At 71.7% G+C, this 19,685-nt stretch carries 17 protein-coding genes; 16 read left to right on the plus strand and 1 reads right to left on the minus strand.

What is annotated here, in order from left to right; genetic code table 11:
* From AB0D49_RS05815 to AB0D49_RS05890, 16 genes are all read left to right on the plus strand, one after another.
* Nucleotides 1-744 carry a CDP-alcohol phosphatidyltransferase family protein gene (locus AB0D49_RS05815; protein ID WP_362751307.1) on the plus strand — a complete coding sequence of 248 codons (744 nt, stop codon included), beginning with the start codon at nt 1-3 and terminating at the stop codon, nt 742-744.
* Between the two features lie 92 nt (nt 745-836).
* Entirely contained in the window at nt 837-1,766 is a 930-nt protein-coding gene (locus AB0D49_RS05820; RefSeq protein WP_362752084.1) for a glycosyltransferase, read from the plus strand.
* 103 nt (nt 1,767-1,869) lie between these two features.
* A complete protein-coding gene (locus AB0D49_RS05825) occupies nt 1,870-2,799 on the plus strand; it encodes an ABC transporter permease (RefSeq protein WP_362751310.1) in 930 nt (309 codons plus the stop codon).
* Nucleotides 2,792-3,577, plus strand: a complete 786-nt coding sequence (locus AB0D49_RS05830) for an ABC transporter ATP-binding protein (protein WP_362751313.1) — start codon at nt 2,792-2,794, stop codon at nt 3,575-3,577. The genes AB0D49_RS05825 and AB0D49_RS05830 overlap by 8 nt, the downstream gene beginning before the upstream one ends.
* Before the next feature lie 362 nt (nt 3,578-3,939).
* The gene (gene hpnC / locus AB0D49_RS05835; RefSeq protein ID WP_362751316.1) at nt 3,940-4,842 is read left to right on the plus strand and encodes a squalene synthase HpnC; all 903 of its coding nucleotides are present in this window, start codon (nt 3,940-3,942) and stop codon (nt 4,840-4,842) included.
* Entirely contained in the window at nt 4,839-5,789 is a 951-nt protein-coding gene (hpnD, locus tag AB0D49_RS05840) for a presqualene diphosphate synthase HpnD (protein ID WP_362751319.1), read from the plus strand. Before hpnC ends, hpnD begins: the two co-directional genes overlap by 4 nt.
* A gap of 145 nt (nt 5,790-5,934) precedes the next feature.
* The gene (gene hpnE, locus AB0D49_RS05845) at nt 5,935-7,332 is read left to right on the plus strand and encodes a hydroxysqualene dehydroxylase HpnE (protein ID WP_362751322.1); all 1,398 of its coding nucleotides are present in this window, start codon (nt 5,935-5,937) and stop codon (nt 7,330-7,332) included.
* The gene (locus AB0D49_RS05850; RefSeq protein ID WP_362751325.1) at nt 7,329-8,465 is read left to right on the plus strand and encodes a polyprenyl synthetase family protein; all 1,137 of its coding nucleotides are present in this window, start codon (nt 7,329-7,331) and stop codon (nt 8,463-8,465) included. Before hpnE ends, AB0D49_RS05850 begins: the two co-directional genes overlap by 4 nt.
* Nucleotides 8,466-8,584: 119 nt before the next feature.
* On the plus strand, nt 8,585-10,708 hold the full coding sequence (shc, locus tag AB0D49_RS05855; RefSeq protein ID WP_362751328.1) for a squalene--hopene cyclase: 2,124 nt from the start codon (nt 8,585-8,587) through the stop codon (nt 10,706-10,708).
* The gene (locus AB0D49_RS05860) at nt 10,708-11,409 is read left to right on the plus strand and encodes a 1-hydroxy-2-methyl-2-butenyl 4-diphosphate reductase (RefSeq protein WP_362751331.1); all 702 of its coding nucleotides are present in this window, start codon (nt 10,708-10,710) and stop codon (nt 11,407-11,409) included. Before shc ends, AB0D49_RS05860 begins: the two co-directional genes overlap by 1 nt.
* 5 nt (nt 11,410-11,414) lie before the next feature.
* The gene (hpnH, locus tag AB0D49_RS05865; RefSeq protein ID WP_362751334.1) at nt 11,415-12,437 is read left to right on the plus strand and encodes an adenosyl-hopene transferase HpnH; all 1,023 of its coding nucleotides are present in this window, start codon (nt 11,415-11,417) and stop codon (nt 12,435-12,437) included.
* 4 nt (nt 12,438-12,441) lie between these two features.
* Entirely contained in the window at nt 12,442-13,599 is a 1,158-nt protein-coding gene (gene ispG, locus AB0D49_RS05870) for a flavodoxin-dependent (E)-4-hydroxy-3-methylbut-2-enyl-diphosphate synthase (protein ID WP_362751338.1), read from the plus strand.
* An 84-nt stretch (nt 13,600-13,683) separates the two neighbouring features.
* Nucleotides 13,684-15,873, plus strand: a complete 2,190-nt coding sequence (gene dxs / locus AB0D49_RS05875; protein ID WP_362751341.1) for a 1-deoxy-D-xylulose-5-phosphate synthase — start codon at nt 13,684-13,686, stop codon at nt 15,871-15,873.
* Nucleotides 15,870-17,279: an aspartate aminotransferase family protein gene (locus AB0D49_RS05880; protein ID WP_362751344.1), complete on the plus strand. Its 1,410-nt coding sequence runs from the start codon at nt 15,870-15,872 to the stop codon at nt 17,277-17,279. Before dxs ends, AB0D49_RS05880 begins: the two co-directional genes overlap by 4 nt.
* A 214-nt stretch (nt 17,280-17,493) precedes the next feature.
* Nucleotides 17,494-18,153: an XRE family transcriptional regulator gene (locus AB0D49_RS05885; protein WP_362751347.1), complete on the plus strand. Its 660-nt coding sequence runs from the start codon at nt 17,494-17,496 to the stop codon at nt 18,151-18,153.
* A 92-nt stretch (nt 18,154-18,245) separates the two neighbouring features.
* Entirely contained in the window at nt 18,246-18,356 is a 111-nt protein-coding gene (locus tag AB0D49_RS05890) for a DUF6126 family protein (RefSeq protein WP_362752087.1), read from the plus strand.
* A gap of 56 nt (nt 18,357-18,412) precedes the next feature.
* On the opposite strand, the gene AB0D49_RS05895 is transcribed toward AB0D49_RS05890, so the two are convergent.
* The gene (locus tag AB0D49_RS05895; protein ID WP_362751350.1) at nt 18,413-19,210 is read right to left on the minus strand and encodes a tyrosine-protein phosphatase; all 798 of its coding nucleotides are present in this window, start codon (nt 19,208-19,210) and stop codon (nt 18,413-18,415) included.
* Nucleotides 19,211-19,685: the final 475 nt, after the last annotated feature.

Raw genomic sequence — 19,685 nt, forward strand, 5'->3', positions numbered from 1 at the left:
GTGCACCCCGCCGGGGTCAAGGACCGGCGCAGCGGTGAGCACTGGGCGGGACGCCTCTACATGCGCGAGGTGTCGCTGCGCGTCGACCGCTACCTGGTGAACACCCGGGTCACGCCCAACCAGCTCACGTACCTGATGACCCTGTGCGGTGTGCTCGCGCTCCCGGCGCTGCTGGTGCCCGGCATCACCGGCGCGGTGCTCGGCGTGGTCGCGGTCCAGCTGTATCTGCTGCTGGACTGCGTCGACGGCGAGATCGCCCGCTGGAAGAAGCAGTACTCCCTCGGCGGGGTCTATCTGGACCGGGTCGGCGCCTACCTCACCGACGCGGCCGTCCTGGTCGGCCTCGGACTGCGCGCCGCCGACGTCTGGGGCGAGGGCCGCATCGACTGGCTGTGGGCGTTCCTCGGCACCCTCGCCGCGCTCGGCGCCATCCTGATCAAGGCCGAGACCGACCTCGTCGGGGTCGCCCGCCACCAGGGCGGACTGCCCCCGGTGCAGGAGTCCGCCGCCGAACCCCGCTCGTCGGGGATGGCGCTCGCCCGCCGGGCCGCCGCCGCCCTCAAGTTCCACCGGCTGATCCTCGGCATCGAGGCGTCCCTGCTGATCCTGCTGCTGGCGATCGTCGACGCCTCCCGAGGGGATCTGTTCTTCACCCGCCTCGGATGTGCCGTGCTCGCCGGGATCGCCGTGCTCCAGACCCTGCTGCACCTGGTGTCCATCCTCGTGTCGAGCAGGCTCCGGTGAGCGCGGGCTCCGGCGCGGAGCGCGCCGACCGGGCCGATCGGGCACCGGGCGGCGACGGCGAGCCCCGGGGCGGCTCCGGCACCGCCCCCCGTATCCCGCGCAGCAGGGCGCCCGAGCCGCAGGGCACCGGCGCCGCCCGTCCGGCCGCCGCCAAGGTCGGCGCCGTCGTCATCACCATGGGCAACCGGCCCGGGGAACTGCGCGCCCTCCTGGACTCCATCGCCGCCCAGGACGGCGACCGGGTCGAGGTGGTCGTGGTCGGCAACGGCTCGCCCGTCCCCGAGGTCCCGGCCGGGGTCCGCACCGTCGAGCTGCCGGAGAACCTCGGCATACCCGGCGGCCGGAACGTCGGCATCGAGGCGTTCGGCCCCGGCGGACGGGACGTGGACGTCCTGCTCTTCCTGGACGACGACGGACTGCTCGCCCGCCCCGACACCGCCGAGCTGTGCCGGACCGCGTTCGACGGCGACCCGCGGCTCGGCATCATCAGCTTCCGGATAGCCGACCCGGACACCGGGCGGACCCAGCGCCGCCATGTGCCGCGGCTGCGCGCCTCCGACCCGATGCGCTCCTCCCGGGTCACCACCTTCCTCGGCGGCGCCAACGCGGTCCGCACCCAGGTCCTCGCCGAGGTCGGCGCCCTGCCCGAGGAGTTCTTCTACGCCCATGAGGAGACCGATCTCGCCTGGCGGGCGCTGGACGCCGGCTGGATGATCGACTACCGCTCCGACATGGTGCTGTACCACCCGACGACGGCCCCCTCCCGGCACGCGGTCTACCACCGCATGGTGGCCCGCAACCGGGTCTGGCTGGCCCGGCGCAATCTGCCCGCGCCCCTGGTCCCCGTCTATCTCGGCGTCTGGCTGCTGCTCACCCTGGCCCGCCGCCCGTCCCGCTCGGCGCTGCGCGCCTGGTTCGGCGGTTTCCGCGAGGGATGGACCAGCCCGTGCGGTCCACGCCGGCCCATGAAGTGGCGTACGGTGTGGCGGCTGACCCGACTGGGCCGGCCACCGGTGATCTGACAAGCTCGTCCCTGACGGGTTTCCGGGGTCATGGCCCGGAGGCCGCCCGGACCGTGCAGGGCCCTTCCGGGGCCGCGCACATCGAAGACGAAAGTTTCCCCTTGTGAGTGAGACAACGCACGACGGCACAGTCGCGGTCACCGCGCCCGTGTCGCCCGACGAGTCGCTGACGGCGGCCCAGCTCGCCGCGAAGTACGGCCTGGCCGTCAGCGGGGCCCGGCCCTCTCTCGTCGAGTACGTCCGCCGGCTCTGGGACCGCCGCCACTTCATCCTGGCGTTCTCCCGGGCCAAGCTCACCGCCCAGTACAGCCAGGCCAAGCTGGGCCAGCTGTGGCAGGTGGTCACCCCACTGCTGAACGCGGCCGTCTACTTCTTCATCTTCGGTGTGATCCTCCAGGCCGACCGCGGTATGAGTCAGGACGTGTACATCCCGTTCCTGGTCACCGGGGTGTTCGTGTTCACCTTCACGCAGAGTTCGGTGATGGCGGGCGTGCGGGCGATCTCCGGGAACCTGGGGCTGGTGCGGGCCCTGCACTTCCCGCGGGCCTCGCTGCCGATCTCGTTCGCCCTCCAGCAGCTCCAGCAACTGCTGTTCTCGATGATCGTGCTGTTCGCGGTGACCGTCGCCTTCGGCAGCCTCCCGGACATGTCCTGGGTGCTGATCGTGCCCGCGCTGGCCCTTCAGTTCCTGTTCAACACCGGGCTCGCGCTGATCATGGCCCGCGCCGGTTCGGCCACCCCGGACCTGGCCCAGCTGATGCCGTTCGTGATGCGCACCTGGATGTACGCGTCCGGGGTGATGTACTCCATCCCGATCATGCTGGCCAACAAGCCGAGCTGGATCGCGAACATCCTCCAGTGGAACCCGGCGGCGGTCTACATGGACCTCATCCGGTTCGCGCTGATCGAGGGCTACGGCCCGGAGAACCTGCCCGACCACGTCTGGGCCATCGCGGCCGGCTGGGCGGTCCTCTTCGCGGTCGGCGGGTTCGTGTACTTCTGGAAGGCGGAGGAGAAGTACGGCCGTGGCTGACCAGTACACCGGGGCACGTATCCCCACCGTCATCGCGGACGAGCTGCACATCGTCTACCGGGTCAACGGCGCCAAGACCGGCAAGGGCAGCGCCACCGCAGCGCTCAGCCGGATACTCAAGCGCGGCGGCGGCGAGCAGCGCGGGGTGCGCAAGGTGCACGCCGTGCGCGGGGTCTCCTTCACCTCCTACCGGGGCGAGGCCGTCGGCCTGATCGGCTCCAACGGCTCGGGCAAGTCCACCCTGCTGCGGGCCATCGCCGGGCTGCTCCCGGCCGAGAGCGGCAAGGTCTACACCGACGGCCAGCCCTCCCTGCTCGGGGTGAACGCGGCGCTGATGAACGATCTGACCGGGGAGCGCAATGTCATCCTCGGCGGTCTCGCGATGGGTATGAGCCGTGAGCAGATCACGGAGCGCTACCAGGGAATCGTGGACTTCTCCGGTATCAATGAGAAGGGCGATTTCATCACGCTGCCGATGCGGACATATTCCTCGGGCATGGCCGCCCGGCTGCGTTTCTCCATCGCCGCGGCGAAGGACCATGACGTGCTGATGATCGACGAGGCGCTCGCCACCGGTGACCGCAAGTTCCAGAAGCGCTCGGAGGACCGTATCCGGGAGTTGCGCAAGGAAGCCGGCACGGTCTTTCTGGTCAGTCACAACAACAAGTCGATCCGGGACACCTGCGACCGGGTGCTGTGGCTGGAACGCGGTGAACTGCGGATGGACGGCCCGACCGAAGAGGTCCTCAAGGAGTACGAGAAATTCACGGGCAGGTAGCCCGTTCGCCGCAGGGCCCCGCCGGAACCTTTTCGGCGGGGCCCTGCGTCTGCAAAGGAAACGTCAACTCTGTCCCGGCTTAGGAATCTTGGCGCCAATCGGTGTGTTCTTGTGATGCGCGGGACACCCCCTCGGTGGGCCCTGCGTTGTACAACGTAAGCTGTAGGGGTGCCGAATCGCGGCAAGTGGGGCGATAATGCGCCCGCCCGGTCGTGGGGCCGCCGCGGGAAGCACTGGGCGGCGTGTCCGAAATAGTGTGTATTGGGTAGGCAGTGTAGAACGGGAGATGTGACGGCAATGGCTACGGAAACTCCCCGGCTCTTCGCAGCATGTGCCGTCCTCGCCGCCCCGGGCAGCAAACGATGACGGCAGCGGACGCCACGCGCACCCGGGACACGGAGCGCGACACGCTCGACAAGGCGGCCGACGAGAACTTCCCCGTCGCCCCCTTCTTCCTGCCCCGCGACTGGCGCGCCGACCTCATGGCGGTCTACGGCTTCGCCCGGCTGGTGGACGACATCGGCGACGGCGACCTCGCCCCCGGCGGCGCCGACGCCCGGCTGCTCGGTGTGGCGCCCGACCGGGCCGGTGACCGGCTCCACCTCCTCGACGCCTTCGAGGCCGACCTGCGCCGGGTCTACGACGGCGAACCCCGCCACCCCCTGCTGCGCCGGCTGCGCACCACCGTGCACCGCCGCGATCTGCCCCCCGAGCCGTTCCTCGGCCTGATCGCCGCCAACCGCCAGGACCAGCTGGTCGGCCGCTACGAGACCTATGACGATCTGCTCGCCTACTGCGAGCTGTCCGCCAACCCGGTGGGCCGGCTGGTCCTCGGGGTCACCGGCACCACCACCCCGGAGCGCGTCCGCCGCTCCGACGCCATCTGCACGGCGCTCCAGATCGTCGAGCACCTCCAGGACGTGGCCGAGGATCTCGCCCGCGACCGGATCTACCTTCCCGCCGAGGACATGAAACGCTTCCACGTCCAGGAGACCGATCTCGCCGCCGGTACCGCGAACGCCTCGGTGCGCGCGCTGATCGCGTACGAGGCGCGACGCGCCGCCGATCTGCTGAATGAAGGCGCCCCCCTGGTGGGTAGCGTCCACGGCAGGCTGCGGCTGCTGCTCGCCGGGTTCGTGGCGGGAGGAAGGGCGGCGATCGACGCGATCACCGCCGCCGACTACGACGTTCTTCCCGGCCCGCCGAGGCCCGGCAAGCTCCGGCTGCTGCGCCAGGTGGGCGTCACTCTGCGAGGAGAGGGGTGATCCGGACCATGGAGCTCGCACCGCAGGTGTCCGCACCGGTACTCGCCGCCTACAGCTACTGCGAGACCGTCACCGGCCAGCAGGCCAGGAACTTCGCCTACGGCATCCGGCTGCTGCCCACGCCCAAGCGGCGGGCGATGTCGGCGCTGTACGCGTTCTCACGCCGGGTCGACGACATCGGCGACGGCGATCTGGCCGACGACATCAAGGCCGAGCGGCTGGACGACACCCGGGCCCTGCTCGCCCGGGTGCGGAGCGGGGACGTGGCGGAGGACGACACCGACCCGGTCGCGGTCGCCCTCGCCCATGCCGCCGTGGCGTTCCCCGTTCCGCTCGAAGGGCTGGACGAACTGATCGACGGCGTCCAGATGGATGTACGGGGCGAGACCTACGAGACCTGGGACGACCTCAAGGGCTACTGCCGCTGTGTCGCGGGCGCGATCGGGCGGCTCTCGCTCGGGGTGTTCGGCACCGAGCCGGGGGCGCGCGGCGCCGAGCGGGCCGCGGAGTACGCCGACACCCTCGGGCTGGCGCTCCAGCTCACCAACATCCTGCGGGACGTCCGCGAGGACGCCGAGGGCGGGCGGACCTACCTTCCGGCCGACGACCTCGCCAAGTTCGGCTGCTCGGCCGGGTTCGCCGGACCGCTGCCGCCGGAGGGCTCCGACTTCGCGGGGCTGGTGCACTTCGAGGTACGCCGGGCGCGTGCCCTCTTCGCCGAGGGGTACCGGCTGCTGCCCCTGCTCGACCGGCGCAGCGGCGCCTGTGTCGCCGCGATGGCCGGGATCTACCGCAGGCTCCTGGACCGGATCGAACGCGACCCGGAGGCCGTGCTGCGCGGCCGGGTCTCGCTGCCCGGACGGGAGAAGGCGTATGTCGCCGTCCGCGGGCTGTCCGGTCTCGACGCGCGCCACGTCACCCGGAGGACCGTCAGGAGGCGCGCCTGATGGGAGAAGTAGGGCAAAATAACCCAACCGGGGACAAGTCCGGGGAGCGACGGGGGTCAACCCCGTCCGCCCGGGGTGCGTCCCTCAGGGAGCACGGAACAGGCCGACGGCTCGGCGGCGACCGCCGCCCGGGGGAGGGCGCACGATGAGCGACGGCACCGCACCACCGGCCCGCGACGCCGTCGTCGTCGGCGCCGGACTCGCCGGGATCACCGCCGCGCTCGCCCTCGCCGACGCCGGTGTGCGCGTCACCCTGCTGGAGGGCCGACCGCGGCTCGGCGGGCTCGCCTTCTCCTTCCAGCGCGGCTCCCTCAGCGTGGACAACGGCCAGCATGTGTATCTGCGCTGCTGCACCGCCTACCGCTGGTTCCTCGACCGGATCGACGCCGCCGCGCTCGCCCCGCTCCAGAACCGGCTCGACGTCCCCGTCGTCGACGCGGAGCGGCCCGAGGGGCGGCGGCTGGGCCGAATCCGGCGGGACGCGCTGCCCGTCCCCCTGCATCTGGGGCGCAGCCTCGCCGCCTATCCGCATCTCTCGCTCGCCGAGCGGGCCAGGGTCGGCCGCGCCGCGCTCGCGCTGAAGGGGCTCGACCTCACCGATCCGAGCCTGGACCAGCAGGACTTCGGCAGCTGGCTGGCCGCCCACGGCCAGTCGGCGCGCGCCGTCGAGGCCCTGTGGGACCTGGTCGGGGTAGCCACCCTCAACGCGGTCGCGGGCGATGCCTCACTGGCGCTCGCCGCGATGGTGTTCAAGACCGGTCTGCTGTCCGACCCGGGCGCCGCGGACATCGGCTGGGCCCATGTGCCCCTGGGAGAACTGCACGACCGGCTGGCCCGCGAGGCGCTCGACTCCGCGGGCGTCCGTACCGAGGTCCGTGCACGCGTCACCTCCGTCTCCCCCCTCGCGGACGGGCGGTGGAGCGTGGAGGTTCCCGGCGAGCGGATCGAGGCCGACGCGGTCGTCCTCGCCGTCCCCCAGCAGGAGGCGTACGAACTGCTGCCGGACGGGGCGCTCGACCGGCCCGAGCGGCTCCTCGCCCTCGGCACCGCCCCCATCCTCAACGTCCATGTGGTCTACGACCGCAAGGTGCTCGACGCCCCCTTCTTCGCCGCCCTCGGCTCCCCCGTGCAGTGGGTCTTCGACCGCACCGCCGCCTCCGGACTCACCGAGGGCCAGTACCTGGCACTGTCCCAGTCGGCCGCGCGGGACGAGATCGACCTGCCCGTGCAGGAGCTGCGCGCCCGCTATCTGCCCGAGCTGGAGCGGCTGCTGCCGCACACCCGCGCCGCGCGGGTACAGGACTTCTTCGTCACCCGCGAGCGCACCGCCACCTTCGCCCCCGCACCCGGCACCGGACCGCTCAGGCCCGGCGCCCGCACCGAAGCCCCCGGCCTGTATCTGGCCGGAGCGTGGACCGCCACCGGGTGGCCCGCGACCATGGAGAGCGCGGTCCGCAGCGGCATCGGTGCGGCGGACGCCGCGCTCCACGCCCTGGGACGGCCCCGACCCGCGCACCTCTTCGACGTCGAGGAGGCCGCATGAGACCCGAACCGCGCGCCGCAGGCCCCCGCACCTCCGGTACCGCGACAAGAGGAGAGACTGTGCCCACTGTGCCCCCGGCCGCTCCGGCCGCCCGCCCGGCAGCGGTGGACGTGACCGCGCTGCTGGAGCGCGGCCGGACCCTGGCCACCCCGGTACTGCGGGCGGCCGTGGACCGCCTGGCCCCGCCCATGGACACCGTCGCCGCCTACCACTTCGGCTGGATCGACGCCCAGGGCCGCCCCACGGCCGGTGACGGCGGCAAGGCCGTACGTCCCGCCCTCGCCGTGCTCTCCGCCGAGGTCACCGGTGCCGCCCCGGAGACCGGTGTGCCCGGCGCGGTCGCCGTGGAACTCGTCCACAACTTCTCCCTGCTGCACGACGATCTGATGGACGGCGACGAACAGCGCCGCCACCGCGACACCGTCTGGAAGGTGCACGGCCCCGCCCAGGCGATCCTGGTCGGCGACGCCCTGTTCGCGCTGGCCAACGACGTCCTGCTGGAACTCGGCACCGTCGAGGCCGGCCGCGCCGCCCGCCGGCTGACCACCGCCACCCGCGCCCTGATCGACGGACAGGCCCAGGACATCTCCTACGAGCACCGCGACCGCGTCAGCGTCGAGGAGTGCCTGGAGATGGAGGGCAACAAGACCGGCGCCCTGCTGGCCTGCGCCAGCTCCATCGGCGCCGTGCTCGGCGGCGCGGACGACCGCACCGCCGACACCCTGGAGAAGTACGGCCACCACCTCGGCCTCGCCTTCCAGGCCGTGGACGACCTCCTCGGCATCTGGGGCGACCCGCAGGCCACCGGCAAGCAGGCGTGGAGCGATCTGCGCCAGCGCAAGAAGTCCCTGCCCGTCGTCGCCGCGCTCGCCGCCGGTGGCAGCGCCTCCGAACGGCTCGGCGAGATCCTCGCCGCGGACGCCCGGGACAGCGACTTCGCGGCCTTCTCCGAGGAGGAGTTCGCCGCCCGCGCCGCCCTCATCGAAGCGGCGGGCGGCCGGGACTGGACCGCCGAGGAGGCGCGTCGCCAGCACCTCACCGCCATCGAAGCCCTCGACGCCATCACCATGCCCGACGCGGTGCGGGCCCGGTTCACGGCGCTCGCGGACTTCGTCGTCGTACGAAAGAGATGATCACTATCGGTCGAACCATCCTCGCGTAGTCGCCGGCCGGTACAGCGAGCAGAGCGGACGTACCGGCCGACGGCGGACCCAGCAGACGCACCACTTGCACACTGCACGAAGGGGAAGCCATGACAGCGACGACCGACGGAAGCACCGGGGCCCTGCCGCCCCGCGCTGCCGCGGCCAGCGAAAGCACCACCCCCGTCGCGGCCGGGGTCCACGAAGCCGCCCGGCACGCGACCCTGCGCGCCACCGATTTCCTCCTCTCGCTCCAGGACACCAACGGCTGGTGGAAGGGCGATCTGGAGACCAATGTGACGATGGACGCCGAGGATCTGCTGCTGCGCCAGTTCCTCGGCATCCGTGACGAGGCCACCACCCGCGCCGCGGCCCTGTTCATCCGCGGCGAGCAGCGCGAGGACGGCACCTGGGCCACCTTCCTCGGCGGACCCGGCGAACTGTCCACCACCATCGAGGCGTACGTCGCCCTGCGGCTGGCCGGGGACCACCCCGACGACCCGCACATGGCGAGGGCGTCCACCTGGATCCGGGCCCGTGGCGGCATCGCCGGAGCCCGGGTCTTCACCCGGATCTGGCTCGCCCTGTTCGGCTGGTGGAAGTGGGAGGACCTGCCGGAACTCCCGCCGGAGATCATCTACTTCCCGAAGTGGGTCCCCCTCAACATCTACGACTTCGGCTGCTGGGCCCGGCAGACGATCGTCCCCCTCACCATCGTCGCCGCCCAGCGCCCGGTGCGCCCGGCGCCCTTCCCGCTCGACGAACTCCACACCGACCCCGCCCGCCCCAACCCGCTCCGGCCACCGGCCCCGGCGGCCAGCTGGGACGGCTTCTTCCAGCGCCTCGACAAGGCCCTGCACGTCTACCGCAAGGTCGCCCCGCGCGCCCTGCGCAAGGCGGCCATGAACACCGCCGCCCGCTGGATCATCGAACGCCAGGAGAACGACGGCGCCTGGGGCGGCATCCAGCCCCCCGCCGTCTACTCCCTCATCGCCCTGCACCTGCTGGGCTACGACCTCGAACACCCGGTGATGCGGGCGGGCCTGGAGTCCCTGGACCGCTACGCCGTGTGGCGCGAGGACGGCGCCCGGATGATCGAGGCGTGCCAGTCCCCGGTCTGGGACACCTGCCTCGCCACCATCGCGCTGGCCGACGCCGGGGTCCCCGCCGACCATCCGCAACTCGTCAAGGCCGCCGACTGGATGCTCAGCGAGCAGGTCGTCCGCCCCGGCGACTGGTCGGTGCGCCGCCCCGGACTGCCGCCCGGCGGCTGGGCGTTCGAGTTCCACAACGACAACTACCCCGACATCGACGACAGCGCCGAGGTGATCCTCGCGCTGCGCCGGGTCCGCCACCCCGACCCCGAACGGGTCGACAGGGCGGTCGCCCGCGGGGTGCGCTGGCAGCTCGGTATGCAGTCCAAGGACGGGGCCTGGGGCGCCTTCGACGCCGACAACACCAGCCCGTTCCCCAACAAGCTGCCCTTCTGCGACTTCGGCGAGGTCATCGACCCGCCCTCGGCGGACGTCACCGCCCATGTGGTGGAGATGCTCGCCGCCGAGGGACTCACCCACGATCCGCGCACCCGGCGCGGCATCGCCTGGCTGCTCGCCGAACAGGAGGCGGACGGCGCCTGGTTCGGCCGCTGGGGCGTCAACTACATCTACGGCACCGGCTCCGTGGTGCCCGCCCTGGTCGCCGCGGGGATCCCCGCCGCGCATCCGGCGATCCGCCGGGCCGTGCGCTGGCTGGAGTCCGTGCAGAACGACGACGGCGGCTGGGGCGAGGACCTGCGCTCCTACCACGACATCAAGGGCTGGTGCGGCAAGGGCGCCTCCACCGCCTCGCAGACCGCGTGGGCGCTGATGGCGCTGCTCGCGGCGGGGGAGCGGGAGTCCAAGGCCGTCGAGCGGGGCGTGCGCTGGCTCGCCGAGACCCAGCGGGAGGACGGCTCCTGGGACGAGCCGTACTTCACCGGGACCGGCTTCCCCTGGGACTTCTCCATCAACTACCACCTCTACCGGCAGGTCTTCCCGCTGACCGCGCTCGGCCGGTACGTCCACGGCGACCCCCTCGACCGGCTCGTACGGCGGGCCGCCACCAGTGCCGCCGCCGGTGCCGCAACGAGTGCCGCCACGAGTGCCGCCACCACCAGTGCCGCCCCCGCGCGAGCGAGCACCGTCACCGCCCCCGGTGTGGAGAAAGGCCAGCTCACCGGGGCCGGGGAGGGCTGATGGCAGCGCCCCCCGACGCCGTACCCCCTGACGCCGTACCGCCCGGCACCGCACCGCCCGACACCGCACCGCCCGGCACCGCACCGCTGCTGATCGCCTGCGCGCTGGGCATCGAGCACCTCGCCCTGCGCCTGGGCGAGCGCGGCGGTGCGAGCGGGCCGGTCACCGTGGTGCGCACCGGCATGGGCCCCAGGGCCGCCGAACGCTCCCTGGGCCGGGTCCTCGCCGACCCGGCCCTGGCCGGGGCCGCCGTCCTCGCCACCGGCTTCTGCGCCGGACTCGCCCCCGGGATGCACCCCGGCGACCTGGTGGTCGCCGAGGAGACCCGCGACCCGCGCGGCACGGTCGGCTGCGTGGGCACCGAGGCACTCGTCAAGGAACTGACCCGCGCGCTGCCCGGCCGCCGTGTCCACACCGGCCCGCTGACCGGCTCCGACCATGTGGTCCGGGGCCAGGAGCGGGCCGATCTCGCGGCCACCGGCGCGATCGCGGTCGACATGGAATCCGCCGCCACGCTTCTGAGCGCCCTACGGGTGGGTGTGCGCCCGCTTGCGGCCGTCCGGGTGGTCGTGGACGCTCCAGAACATGAACTCGTCCGGATCGGCACGGTGCGCGGTGGAATATCGGCTTTCCGCGTACTGCGCTCCGTACTACCGACTTTCTTCGAATGGCACCGTAATGTGCTGCTCCCCAGGAGGTGAGCCAGATGGCCATGCCGCTGCGCCAGTCCATCAAGGTCGCTACATACTTGGCTGAACAGAAGCTGCGCCGCAGGGACAAGTTCCCGCTGATCGTGGAGCTCGAACCGCTGTTCGCCTGCAATCTGAAGTGTGAGGGCTGCGGCAAGATCCAGCACCCGGCCGGAGTGCTCAAGCAGCGTATGCCGGTCGCGCAGGCCGTGGGCGCGGTCCTCGAATCGGGTGCCCCGATGGTGTCCATCGCCGGGGGCGAGCCCCTGATGCACCCTCAGATCGACGAGATCGTGCGTCAGCTGGTGGCCAAGCGGAAGTATGTCTTCCTCTGCACCAACGCCATGCTGCTGCGCAAGAAGATGGACAAGTTCACGCCCTCGCCCTACTTCGCGTTCGCCGTCCACATCGACGGACTGCGCGAGCGGCACGACGAGTCGGTCGCCAAGGAGGGCGTGTTCGACGAGGCGGTGGCCGCCATCAAGGAGGCCAAGCGGCGCGGCTTCCGGGTCACCACCAACTCCACCTTCTTCAACACCGACACCCCGCAGACCATCGTCGAGGTGCTCAACTTCCTCAACGACGACCTCCAGGTCGACGAGATGATGATCTCGCCCGCCTACGCCTACGAGAAGGCCCCCGACCAGGAGCACTTCCTCGGCGTCGAGCAGACCCGGGAACTCTTCAAGAAGGCGTTCGCCGGCGGCAACCGGCGCAAGTGGCGGCTCAACCACTCCCCGCTCTTCCTGGACTTCCTGGAGGGCAAGGTCGACTTCCCCTGCACCGCCTGGGCGATCCCCAACTACTCCCTCTTCGGCTGGCAGCGCCCCTGCTATCTGATGAGCGACGGCTACGTCCCGACGTACCACGAACTCATCGAGAAGACCGACTGGGACAAGTACGGCCGGGGCAAGGACCCGCGCTGCGCCAACTGCATGGCGCACTGCGGCTACGAACCCACCGCCGTCCTGGCCACCATGGGCTCCCTCAAGGAGTCGCTGCGGGCCATGCGCGAGACGGTCTCAGGGAACCGGGAGTAGCAGCATGACCGCCATCTCCTTGGGCGTCCCCGAGGTACCGGCCCGCCCGATCGCCGAGCGGCGCCCGTCGCGGCAGATCCAGGTCGGGCCGGTGGCGGTCGGGGGCGGGGCCCCGGTGTCGGTGCAGTCGATGACGACGACCCGTACGTCGGACATCGGTGCCACGCTCCAGCAGATCGCCGAGCTGACCGCGTCCGGCTGCCAGATCGTCCGGGTCGCCTGTCCGACCCAGGACGACGCGGACGCGCTGGCCACGATCGCCCGCAAGTCGCAGATCCCGGTGATCGCGGACATCCACTTCCAGCCGAAGTACGTGTTCGCCGCGATCGAGGCGGGCTGTGCGGCGGTCCGGGTCAACCCGGGCAACATCAAGCAGTTCGACGACAAGGTGCGCGAGATCGCGCGCGCCGCCAAGGACCACGGCACGCCCATCCGGATCGGGGTGAACGCGGGCTCGTTGGACCGCCGTCTCCTCCAGAAGTACGGCAAGGCCACCCCCGAGGCGCTGGTGGAGAGCGCCCTGTGGGAGGCGTCCCTCTTCGAGGAGCACGACTTCCGGGACATCAAGATCTCGGTCAAGCACAACGACCCGGTGGTCATGGTCGAGGCGTACCGGCAGCTCGCCGCGCAGTGCGACTATCCGCTGCACCTCGGCGTCACCGAGGCGGGTCCCGCCTTCCAGGGCACGATCAAGTCGGCGGTCGCCTTCGGAGCGCTGCTCGCGGAGGGCATCGGCGACACCATCCGGGTCTCCTTGTCGGCGCCGCCCGTGGAAGAGATCAAGGTCGGCATCCAGATCCTGGAGTCGCTGAATCTGCGGCAGCGGCGGCTGGAGATCGTCTCCTGCCCGTCCTGCGGACGCGCCCAGGTCGATGTCTACAAGCTGGCGGACGAGGTCACCGCCGGTCTGGAAGGCATGGAAGTGCCCCTGCGGGTCGCGGTCATGGGCTGTGTCGTCAACGGCCCCGGCGAGGCCCGCGAGGCCGACCTCGGCGTCGCCTCCGGCAACGGCAAGGGCCAGATCTTCGTCAAGGGCGAGGTCATCAAGACCGTCCCCGAGTCGAAGATCGTGGAGACCCTGATCGAGGAGGCCCTGAAGATCGCCGAGCAGATGGAGCAGGACGGCGTCGCGTCGGGGGAGCCGGCCGTCACCGTGACCTGAACACCACCGGCACCGGCGCGCCGACCGGTGCGCCGGTGCCGGTGCACAGAACGGGTGACCAGCACCGACCGAAGGGGGCCGAGCGTGACGATTCTGGAGAGCATCCGGGGACCACGCGACCTGAAGGCGCTGCCCGCGGCGCAACTCGCACAACTGTCCGAAGAGATCAGGGAGTTCCTGGTGCAGGCGGTCGCCAGGACCGGCGGCCATCTCGGGCCCAACCTGGGCGTGGTCGAACTGACCGTCGCCCTGCACCGGGTCTTCGAGTCGCCGGTCGACCGGATCGTCTGGGACACCGGCCACCAGAGCTATGTGCACAAACTGCTCACCGGCCGACAGGACTTCTCCAAGCTGCGCGGCAAGGGCGGCCTGTCCGGCTACCCCGCCCGCGAGGAGTCCGACCACGACATCGTGGAGAACAGCCACGCCTCCACCTCCCTCGGCTGGGCCGACGGCCTCGCCAAGGCCCGCGAGGTACGGGGCGAGCCGGGCCATGTCGTCGCGGTCATCGGCGACGGCGCCCTCACCGGCGGCATGGCCTGGGAGGCGCTCAACAACATCGCGGCGGCCAAGGACCGCCCCCTGATCATCGTCGTCAACGACAACGAGCGCTCCTACGCGCCCACCATCGGCGGCCTCGCCAACCACCTGGCCACCCTGCGCACCACCGACAGCTACGAGAAGGTCCTCGCCTGGGGCAAGCACGTCCTCCAGCGCACCCCCGTCGTCGGCACCCCCGTCTACGAGGCGCTGCACGGCGCCAAGAAGGGCTTCAAGGACGCCTTCGCCCCCCAGGGCATGTTCGAGGACCTCGGTCTGAAGTACGTCGGGCCCATCGACGGCCATGACATCGGCGCCGTCGAGTCCGCGTTGCGCCGCGCGAAACGTTTCCACGGCCCGGTCCTGGTGCACTGCCGCACCGAGAAGGGCCGCGGCTACGAACCGGCGCTCGCGCACGAGGAGGACCACTTCCACACCGTCGGGGTGATGGACCCGCTCACCTGCGCCCCGCTCGCCCCGGCGGGCGGCCCCTCCTGGACCTCCGTCTTCGGCGACGAGATCGTGGCCATCGGCGAGGAGCGCGAGGACGTCGTCGCGATCACCGCGGCCATGCTGCATCCGGTGGGTCTCGCCGAGTTCGCCGCCCGCTTCCCCGACCGGGTCTGGGACGTCGGGATCGCCGAGCAGCACGCGGCGGTCTCCGCGGCGGGCCTGGCGACCGGCGGACTGCACCCGGTGGTCGCCGTCTACGCCACCTTCCTCAACCGGGCCTTCGACCAACTGCTGATGGATGTCGCCCTGCACCGCTGCGGAGTGACCTTCGTCCTGGACCGGGCCGGGATCACCGGGGCCGACGGCGCCTCCCACAACGGCATGTGGGACCTGTCCGTGCTCCAGGTCGTCCCCGGCCTCCGTATCGCCGCGCCCCGCGACGCCGACCAGCTCCGCGCCCAGCTGCGGGAGGCGGTGGCCGTGGCGGACGCGCCCACCCTGATCCGGTTCCCGAAGGAGTCCGTGGGCCCCGCGATCCCGGCCCTCGACCGGATCGGCGGCCTCGACGTCCTGCACCGCGCCGAGCGGCCCGAGGTGCTGCTGGTGGCGGTCGGGGTGATGGCCCCGGTCTGCCTCCAGGCCGCCGACCTGCTGGCGGCCCGGGGCATCGGCTGCACGGTGGTCGACCCGCGCTGGGTCAAGCCCGTCGACCCGGAGCTGGCCCCGCTCGCCGCGCGGCACCGGCTGGTCGCCGTGGTCGAGGACAACAGCCGCGCCGCCGGGGTCGGCTCCGCCGTCGCCCTCGCCCTGGGCGACGCCGACATCGACGTCCCGGTCCGCCGTTTCGGCGTCCCCGAGCAGTTCCTCGCCCACGCCAAACGCGGGGAGGTACTGGCGGACATCGGGCTGACACCGGTGGAGATCGCGGGCCGGATCAGCGCGAGCTTGGCGGCGAGCGAGTCGGGCGGGGCGGTTGGCGTGGGCTTGGCGGCGGGCGAGTCAGGTGGGGCGGTTGGCGTGGGCTTGGCGGTGGGTGAGTCTGGCGGGGCCGCTGGCGCGGGTCTGACGGCGGGCGCGTCCGCCGGAGCGGCTGGCGTGGGCTCGGCGGTGGGCGAGTCGGGTGGGGCGGCCGACGTGGGCCTGACGGCAGGCGAGTCCGCCGGGGCGGCTGGCGTGGGCTTGGCGGTGGGCGCGTCCGCCGAGACGGCCGACGCGCCGACGAACGGCACCCCCCGAACCCGTAAAGCCCCGCAGGCGTCCGCCGAGGAGAACCCCAGATGACCACCGCCGAACACGCCCCCGGCACCGGTGCGTTCGATCTCGCCGCGCTGCTGACCGAGCGCGGCGCCGAGCGCTACGAGCTGCACACCCGGTACCTCAACCACCAGCTCCCGCGGATGCTGCACACCATCGGCTTCGACAAGGTCTACGAGCGGGCCGAGGGCGCCTACTTCTACGACACCGAGGGCGCCGACTACCTGGACATGCTCGCCGGGTTCGGGGTGATGGGCCTCGGCCGTCACCACCCGGTGGTCCGCAAGGCGCTGCACGACGTCCTGGACGCCGGTCTCGCCGACCTCACCCGCTTCGACTGCCCGCCGCTGCCCGGACTGCTCGCCGAACGGCTGCTGGCGCACAGCCCGCACCTGGACCGGGTCTTCTTCGGCAACAGCGGCACCGAGGCGGTGGAGACCGCGCTGAAGTTCGCCCGCCGGGCCACCGGCAAGCGCCGTGTCCTGTACTGCCCGCACGCCTTCCACGGGCTGACCACCGGCTCCCTCTCCGTCAACGGCGAGGACGGCTTCCGGGACGGCTTCGCCCCGCTGCTGCCCGACACCGCCGTACCGCTCGGCGATCTGGACGCGCTCGCCCGAGAGCTGAAGAAGGGCGACGTGGCCGCCCTGATCGTCGAGCCGATCCAGGGCAAGGGCGTGCACGCGACCCCGCCCGGGTATCTGCGCGCCGCCCAGGACCTGCTGCACCGGCACAAGGCGCTGCTGATCGCCGACGAGGTGCAGACCGGTCTGGGCCGTACCGGCGACTTCTACGCCTACCAGCACGAGGACGGTGTCGAGCCCGACCTCGTCTGTGTCGCCAAGGCGCTGTCCGGCGGCTATGTGCCGGTCGGGGCCACCCTCGGCAAGGACTGGATCTTCAAGAAGGTCTACTCCTCGATCGACCGCGTGCTGGTCCACTCGGCCAGCTTCGGCTCCAACGCCCAGGCCATGGCGGCGGGCCTGGCGGTGCTGTCGGTCATGGAGAACGAGCGGATCGCGGCGAACGCCCGGACCACCGGGGAACTGCTGCGGAGCCGGCTCGCGGCGCTGGTCGACAAGTACGAGCTGCTCGCCGATGTGCGCGGCCGGGGGCTGATGATCGGTATCGAGTTCGGGCGGCCCACCTCGCTCGGGCTGCGCAGCCGGTGGGCCATGCTCCAGGCCGCGCGCAAGGGGCTCTTCGCGCAGATGGTGGTCGTCCCGCTGCTCCAGCGCCATCGCATCCTCACCCAGGTCTCCGGCGACCATCTGGAGGTGATCAAGCTGATCCCGCCGCTGATCGTCGGGGAGCGCGAGGTGGACCGGTTCGTGGACGCCTTCACGGATGTCATGGACGACGCGCACAACGGGGGCGGGCTGATCTGGGACTTCGGCAAGACGCTGGTGAAGCAGGCGGTGGCGAATCGGTGACGGGGGGTGTCTGAGGGGGCGGCGCTCGCTGGGCGCGGGCCGGTACCCGAGTTTGAGGGTACGGGGCGGCGCTCGCGGGGTGCGGGCCGGTGTCTGCGGGGTGCGGGCCCGTATCTGCGGGGTGCGTTGCCGCGTCGGCGGGGCACGGGCGGGCGTTCTTGTCTCTGAGGCAAGCCATTTGCCTCTGAGGTAAATATCGGGCTGAATGGAGGGCATGAACCCTCCCGCCACCGAGCCGGAGCACGGCCCCGGGACCGGCGCCGGTGCCGTCGTCGGCGCCGACCCCGCCGAGCCGCTGCCCGCCGTGGCCCCGCAGCTGCGCGCCCTGCGCCGCCGGGCCTCCCTGACCCTGGAGGCCGCGGCACGGGCCGCCGGACTGTCCCCCGCCCACCTCTCCCGCCTGGAGACCGGTGGACGCCAGCCCTCCCTGCCGATGCTGCTCGCACTCGCCCGGGTCTACGGTACGACGGTCTCCGAGCTGCTCGGCGAGACGGTCCCCGACCGGGACGCCGTCGTCCGTGCCGACCGGATGGACCCGACCGAGGCCGGCGGCTGGACGTACTGGCAGACCGGTGCGCCGGGCCGCGCCATGCAGGGCCTGCGCGTCCGGGTGCCGTACGGCTCACAGGGCGACATCGTGCGGGTGCACCCCGGCGAGGAGTGGCTCTACGTCCTCACGGGCCGGCTGCTGCTGCGCCTCGGGGACGCCGGGCACCAGCTCGGGCCCGGGGACAGCGCCCACTTCGACTCGCTCACCCCGCACCGGATCGCCGCGCGCGATCCGGAGGGGGTCGAGCTGCTGTTCGTCCACACCCTCTTGCAGAGCCCCACGGCCGCGCTGTGCCTCGGGCCGATCACGGGAGAAACGCGATGAGTGAGACCAGCGAGACCGGCCGGAGCGCCGGGGCCCCTGAGGCTGCCGAGGCTGCCGAGGTCGCCGCCGCCCCGGCCGTCGCCCGGCCCAAGATCACGGAGAGGCGGTACCCCGGCATCTGGGTGCGGCTGTTCATCTATGTCGCGGTCGGGCATGTCTTCGCCGCGTTCCTCTATCTGCTGTTCGAGGTCGGCGCCAAGTAGGTGCCGAGCCCTGACGCCCCACCCCCTGCCCGCTCCCCGGCTCCCCGGCCCCGTCCTCAGTCGAGAAGCCGCTCCCGCAGCCGCTCACGCGTCGCGGGCGTGACCCCGAGACCCCGCTCCAGATAGGCGTCGACCCCGCCCCAGGTCTCCTCGATGGTGTCGAACGCCGCCGTCAGATACTCGGCGCGGGCATCGAAGAGCGGGCTGATCAGCTCCATGACCTCGGGGGAGTAGGCGCTGGCCGAGCTGCCGCTGCGGTGCACCTTGTAGCGGCGGTGCTTGGCGTTGGACTCCAGATAGTCCGCGAGGATCGCCGTCCGCTCCACGCCGACCGCGAGCAGCGTCACCGCGATGGACAGCCCCGCGCGGTCCTTCCCGGCCGCGCAGTGCATCAGCGCGGGGACGCTGTCCTCGGCGAGCGCGTGCAGCACGCGCGCGTGCTCACCCGTGCGCTCGGTGATGATCACGCGGTACGCCTCGATCATCCGGTCCGCCGCCCGGCCCTCGGAGAGGATCTCCCGCAGTTGCTCGATCTCGCCGTCCCGGACCATCGTCCAGAACTCCGCCCCGTCGGCCGGGTCGCTCAGCGGCAGATTGACATTGCGCACCCCGGGCAGCTCGACGTCCTGGCCCTCCAGCCGCTGGTCGGCGGCGTTACGGAAGTCGAAGACCGTGTGCAGCCCCAGCGAGGCGAGGAACGCGGCGTCGTCGGCGGTGGCGTGCGCGAGATGGCCGCTGCGGTACAGCACCCCGTGGCGCACCCGGCGGCCGTCCACGGTCGGCAGTCCGCCGACGTCGCGGAAATTGCGGACTCCGGCCAGTTCGGGCTCGGTCGACGGGACCTGCTGCGTCACGGGGGCTCCTCCCAGTCGGCTGGCCTGCCCGGCTCCATCGCCGGGCGGCAGCTGCCCTTCGACGATACGACATGACGAAACGGGCGAAACACCAACAAAAGTCGTCTTAGGCATCCCCCACCCCTCGATGCACCACTTCTCCATCCATGCCACATCTGGGATTTCTGTCCGAATTGGTATTCTTCATGGCCTTGATTCCAACTCGCTCTGGAATAAAGGAAGGTGTCGCGCCGGCACGTGAGCAGCGTCATATACGTGACCGTGAGTCGCCCGTCATGCTCACGTAATCAAGGAGTTTTTCCAGGGCCCTTGAGGGATTCGGCCGACGGAAATACGACGGAGGGTGACCGGCAATTCCCGGCATGGATCACGAAAGGCACCTTCGGGCGGAACCCCTTGCTTGTCCCGGCGCGTCCCGGTCGCTTACGTTCGCCACCGCATCCGGACGGAACGCCGAATCCTGCCGCCGTCCGGA

The sequence above is a fragment of the Streptomyces sp. NPDC048290 genome (assembly GCF_040652095.1).
Classification (GTDB): Bacteria; Actinomycetota; Actinomycetes; order Streptomycetales; family Streptomycetaceae; genus Streptomyces.

Coding starts and splice junctions, on each gene's coding strand:
- hpnC (WP_362751316.1), top strand. CDS start 3,940: ATGACGGCAGCGGACGCCACGCGCACCCGGGACACGGAGCGCGACACG.
- hpnE (WP_362751322.1), top strand. CDS start 5,935: ATGAGCGACGGCACCGCACCACCGGCCCGCGACGCCGTCGTCGTCGGC.
- AB0D49_RS05850 (WP_362751325.1), top strand. CDS start 7,329: ATGAGACCCGAACCGCGCGCCGCAGGCCCCCGCACCTCCGGTACCGCG.
- shc (WP_362751328.1), top strand. CDS start 8,585: ATGACAGCGACGACCGACGGAAGCACCGGGGCCCTGCCGCCCCGCGCT.
- AB0D49_RS05860 (WP_362751331.1), top strand. CDS start 10,708: ATGGCAGCGCCCCCCGACGCCGTACCCCCTGACGCCGTACCGCCCGGC.
- hpnH (WP_362751334.1), top strand. CDS start 11,415: ATGGCCATGCCGCTGCGCCAGTCCATCAAGGTCGCTACATACTTGGCT.
- ispG (WP_362751338.1), top strand. CDS start 12,442: ATGACCGCCATCTCCTTGGGCGTCCCCGAGGTACCGGCCCGCCCGATC.
- AB0D49_RS05880 (WP_362751344.1), top strand. CDS start 15,870: ATGACCACCGCCGAACACGCCCCCGGCACCGGTGCGTTCGATCTCGCC.
- AB0D49_RS05885 (WP_362751347.1), top strand. CDS start 17,494: ATGAACCCTCCCGCCACCGAGCCGGAGCACGGCCCCGGGACCGGCGCC.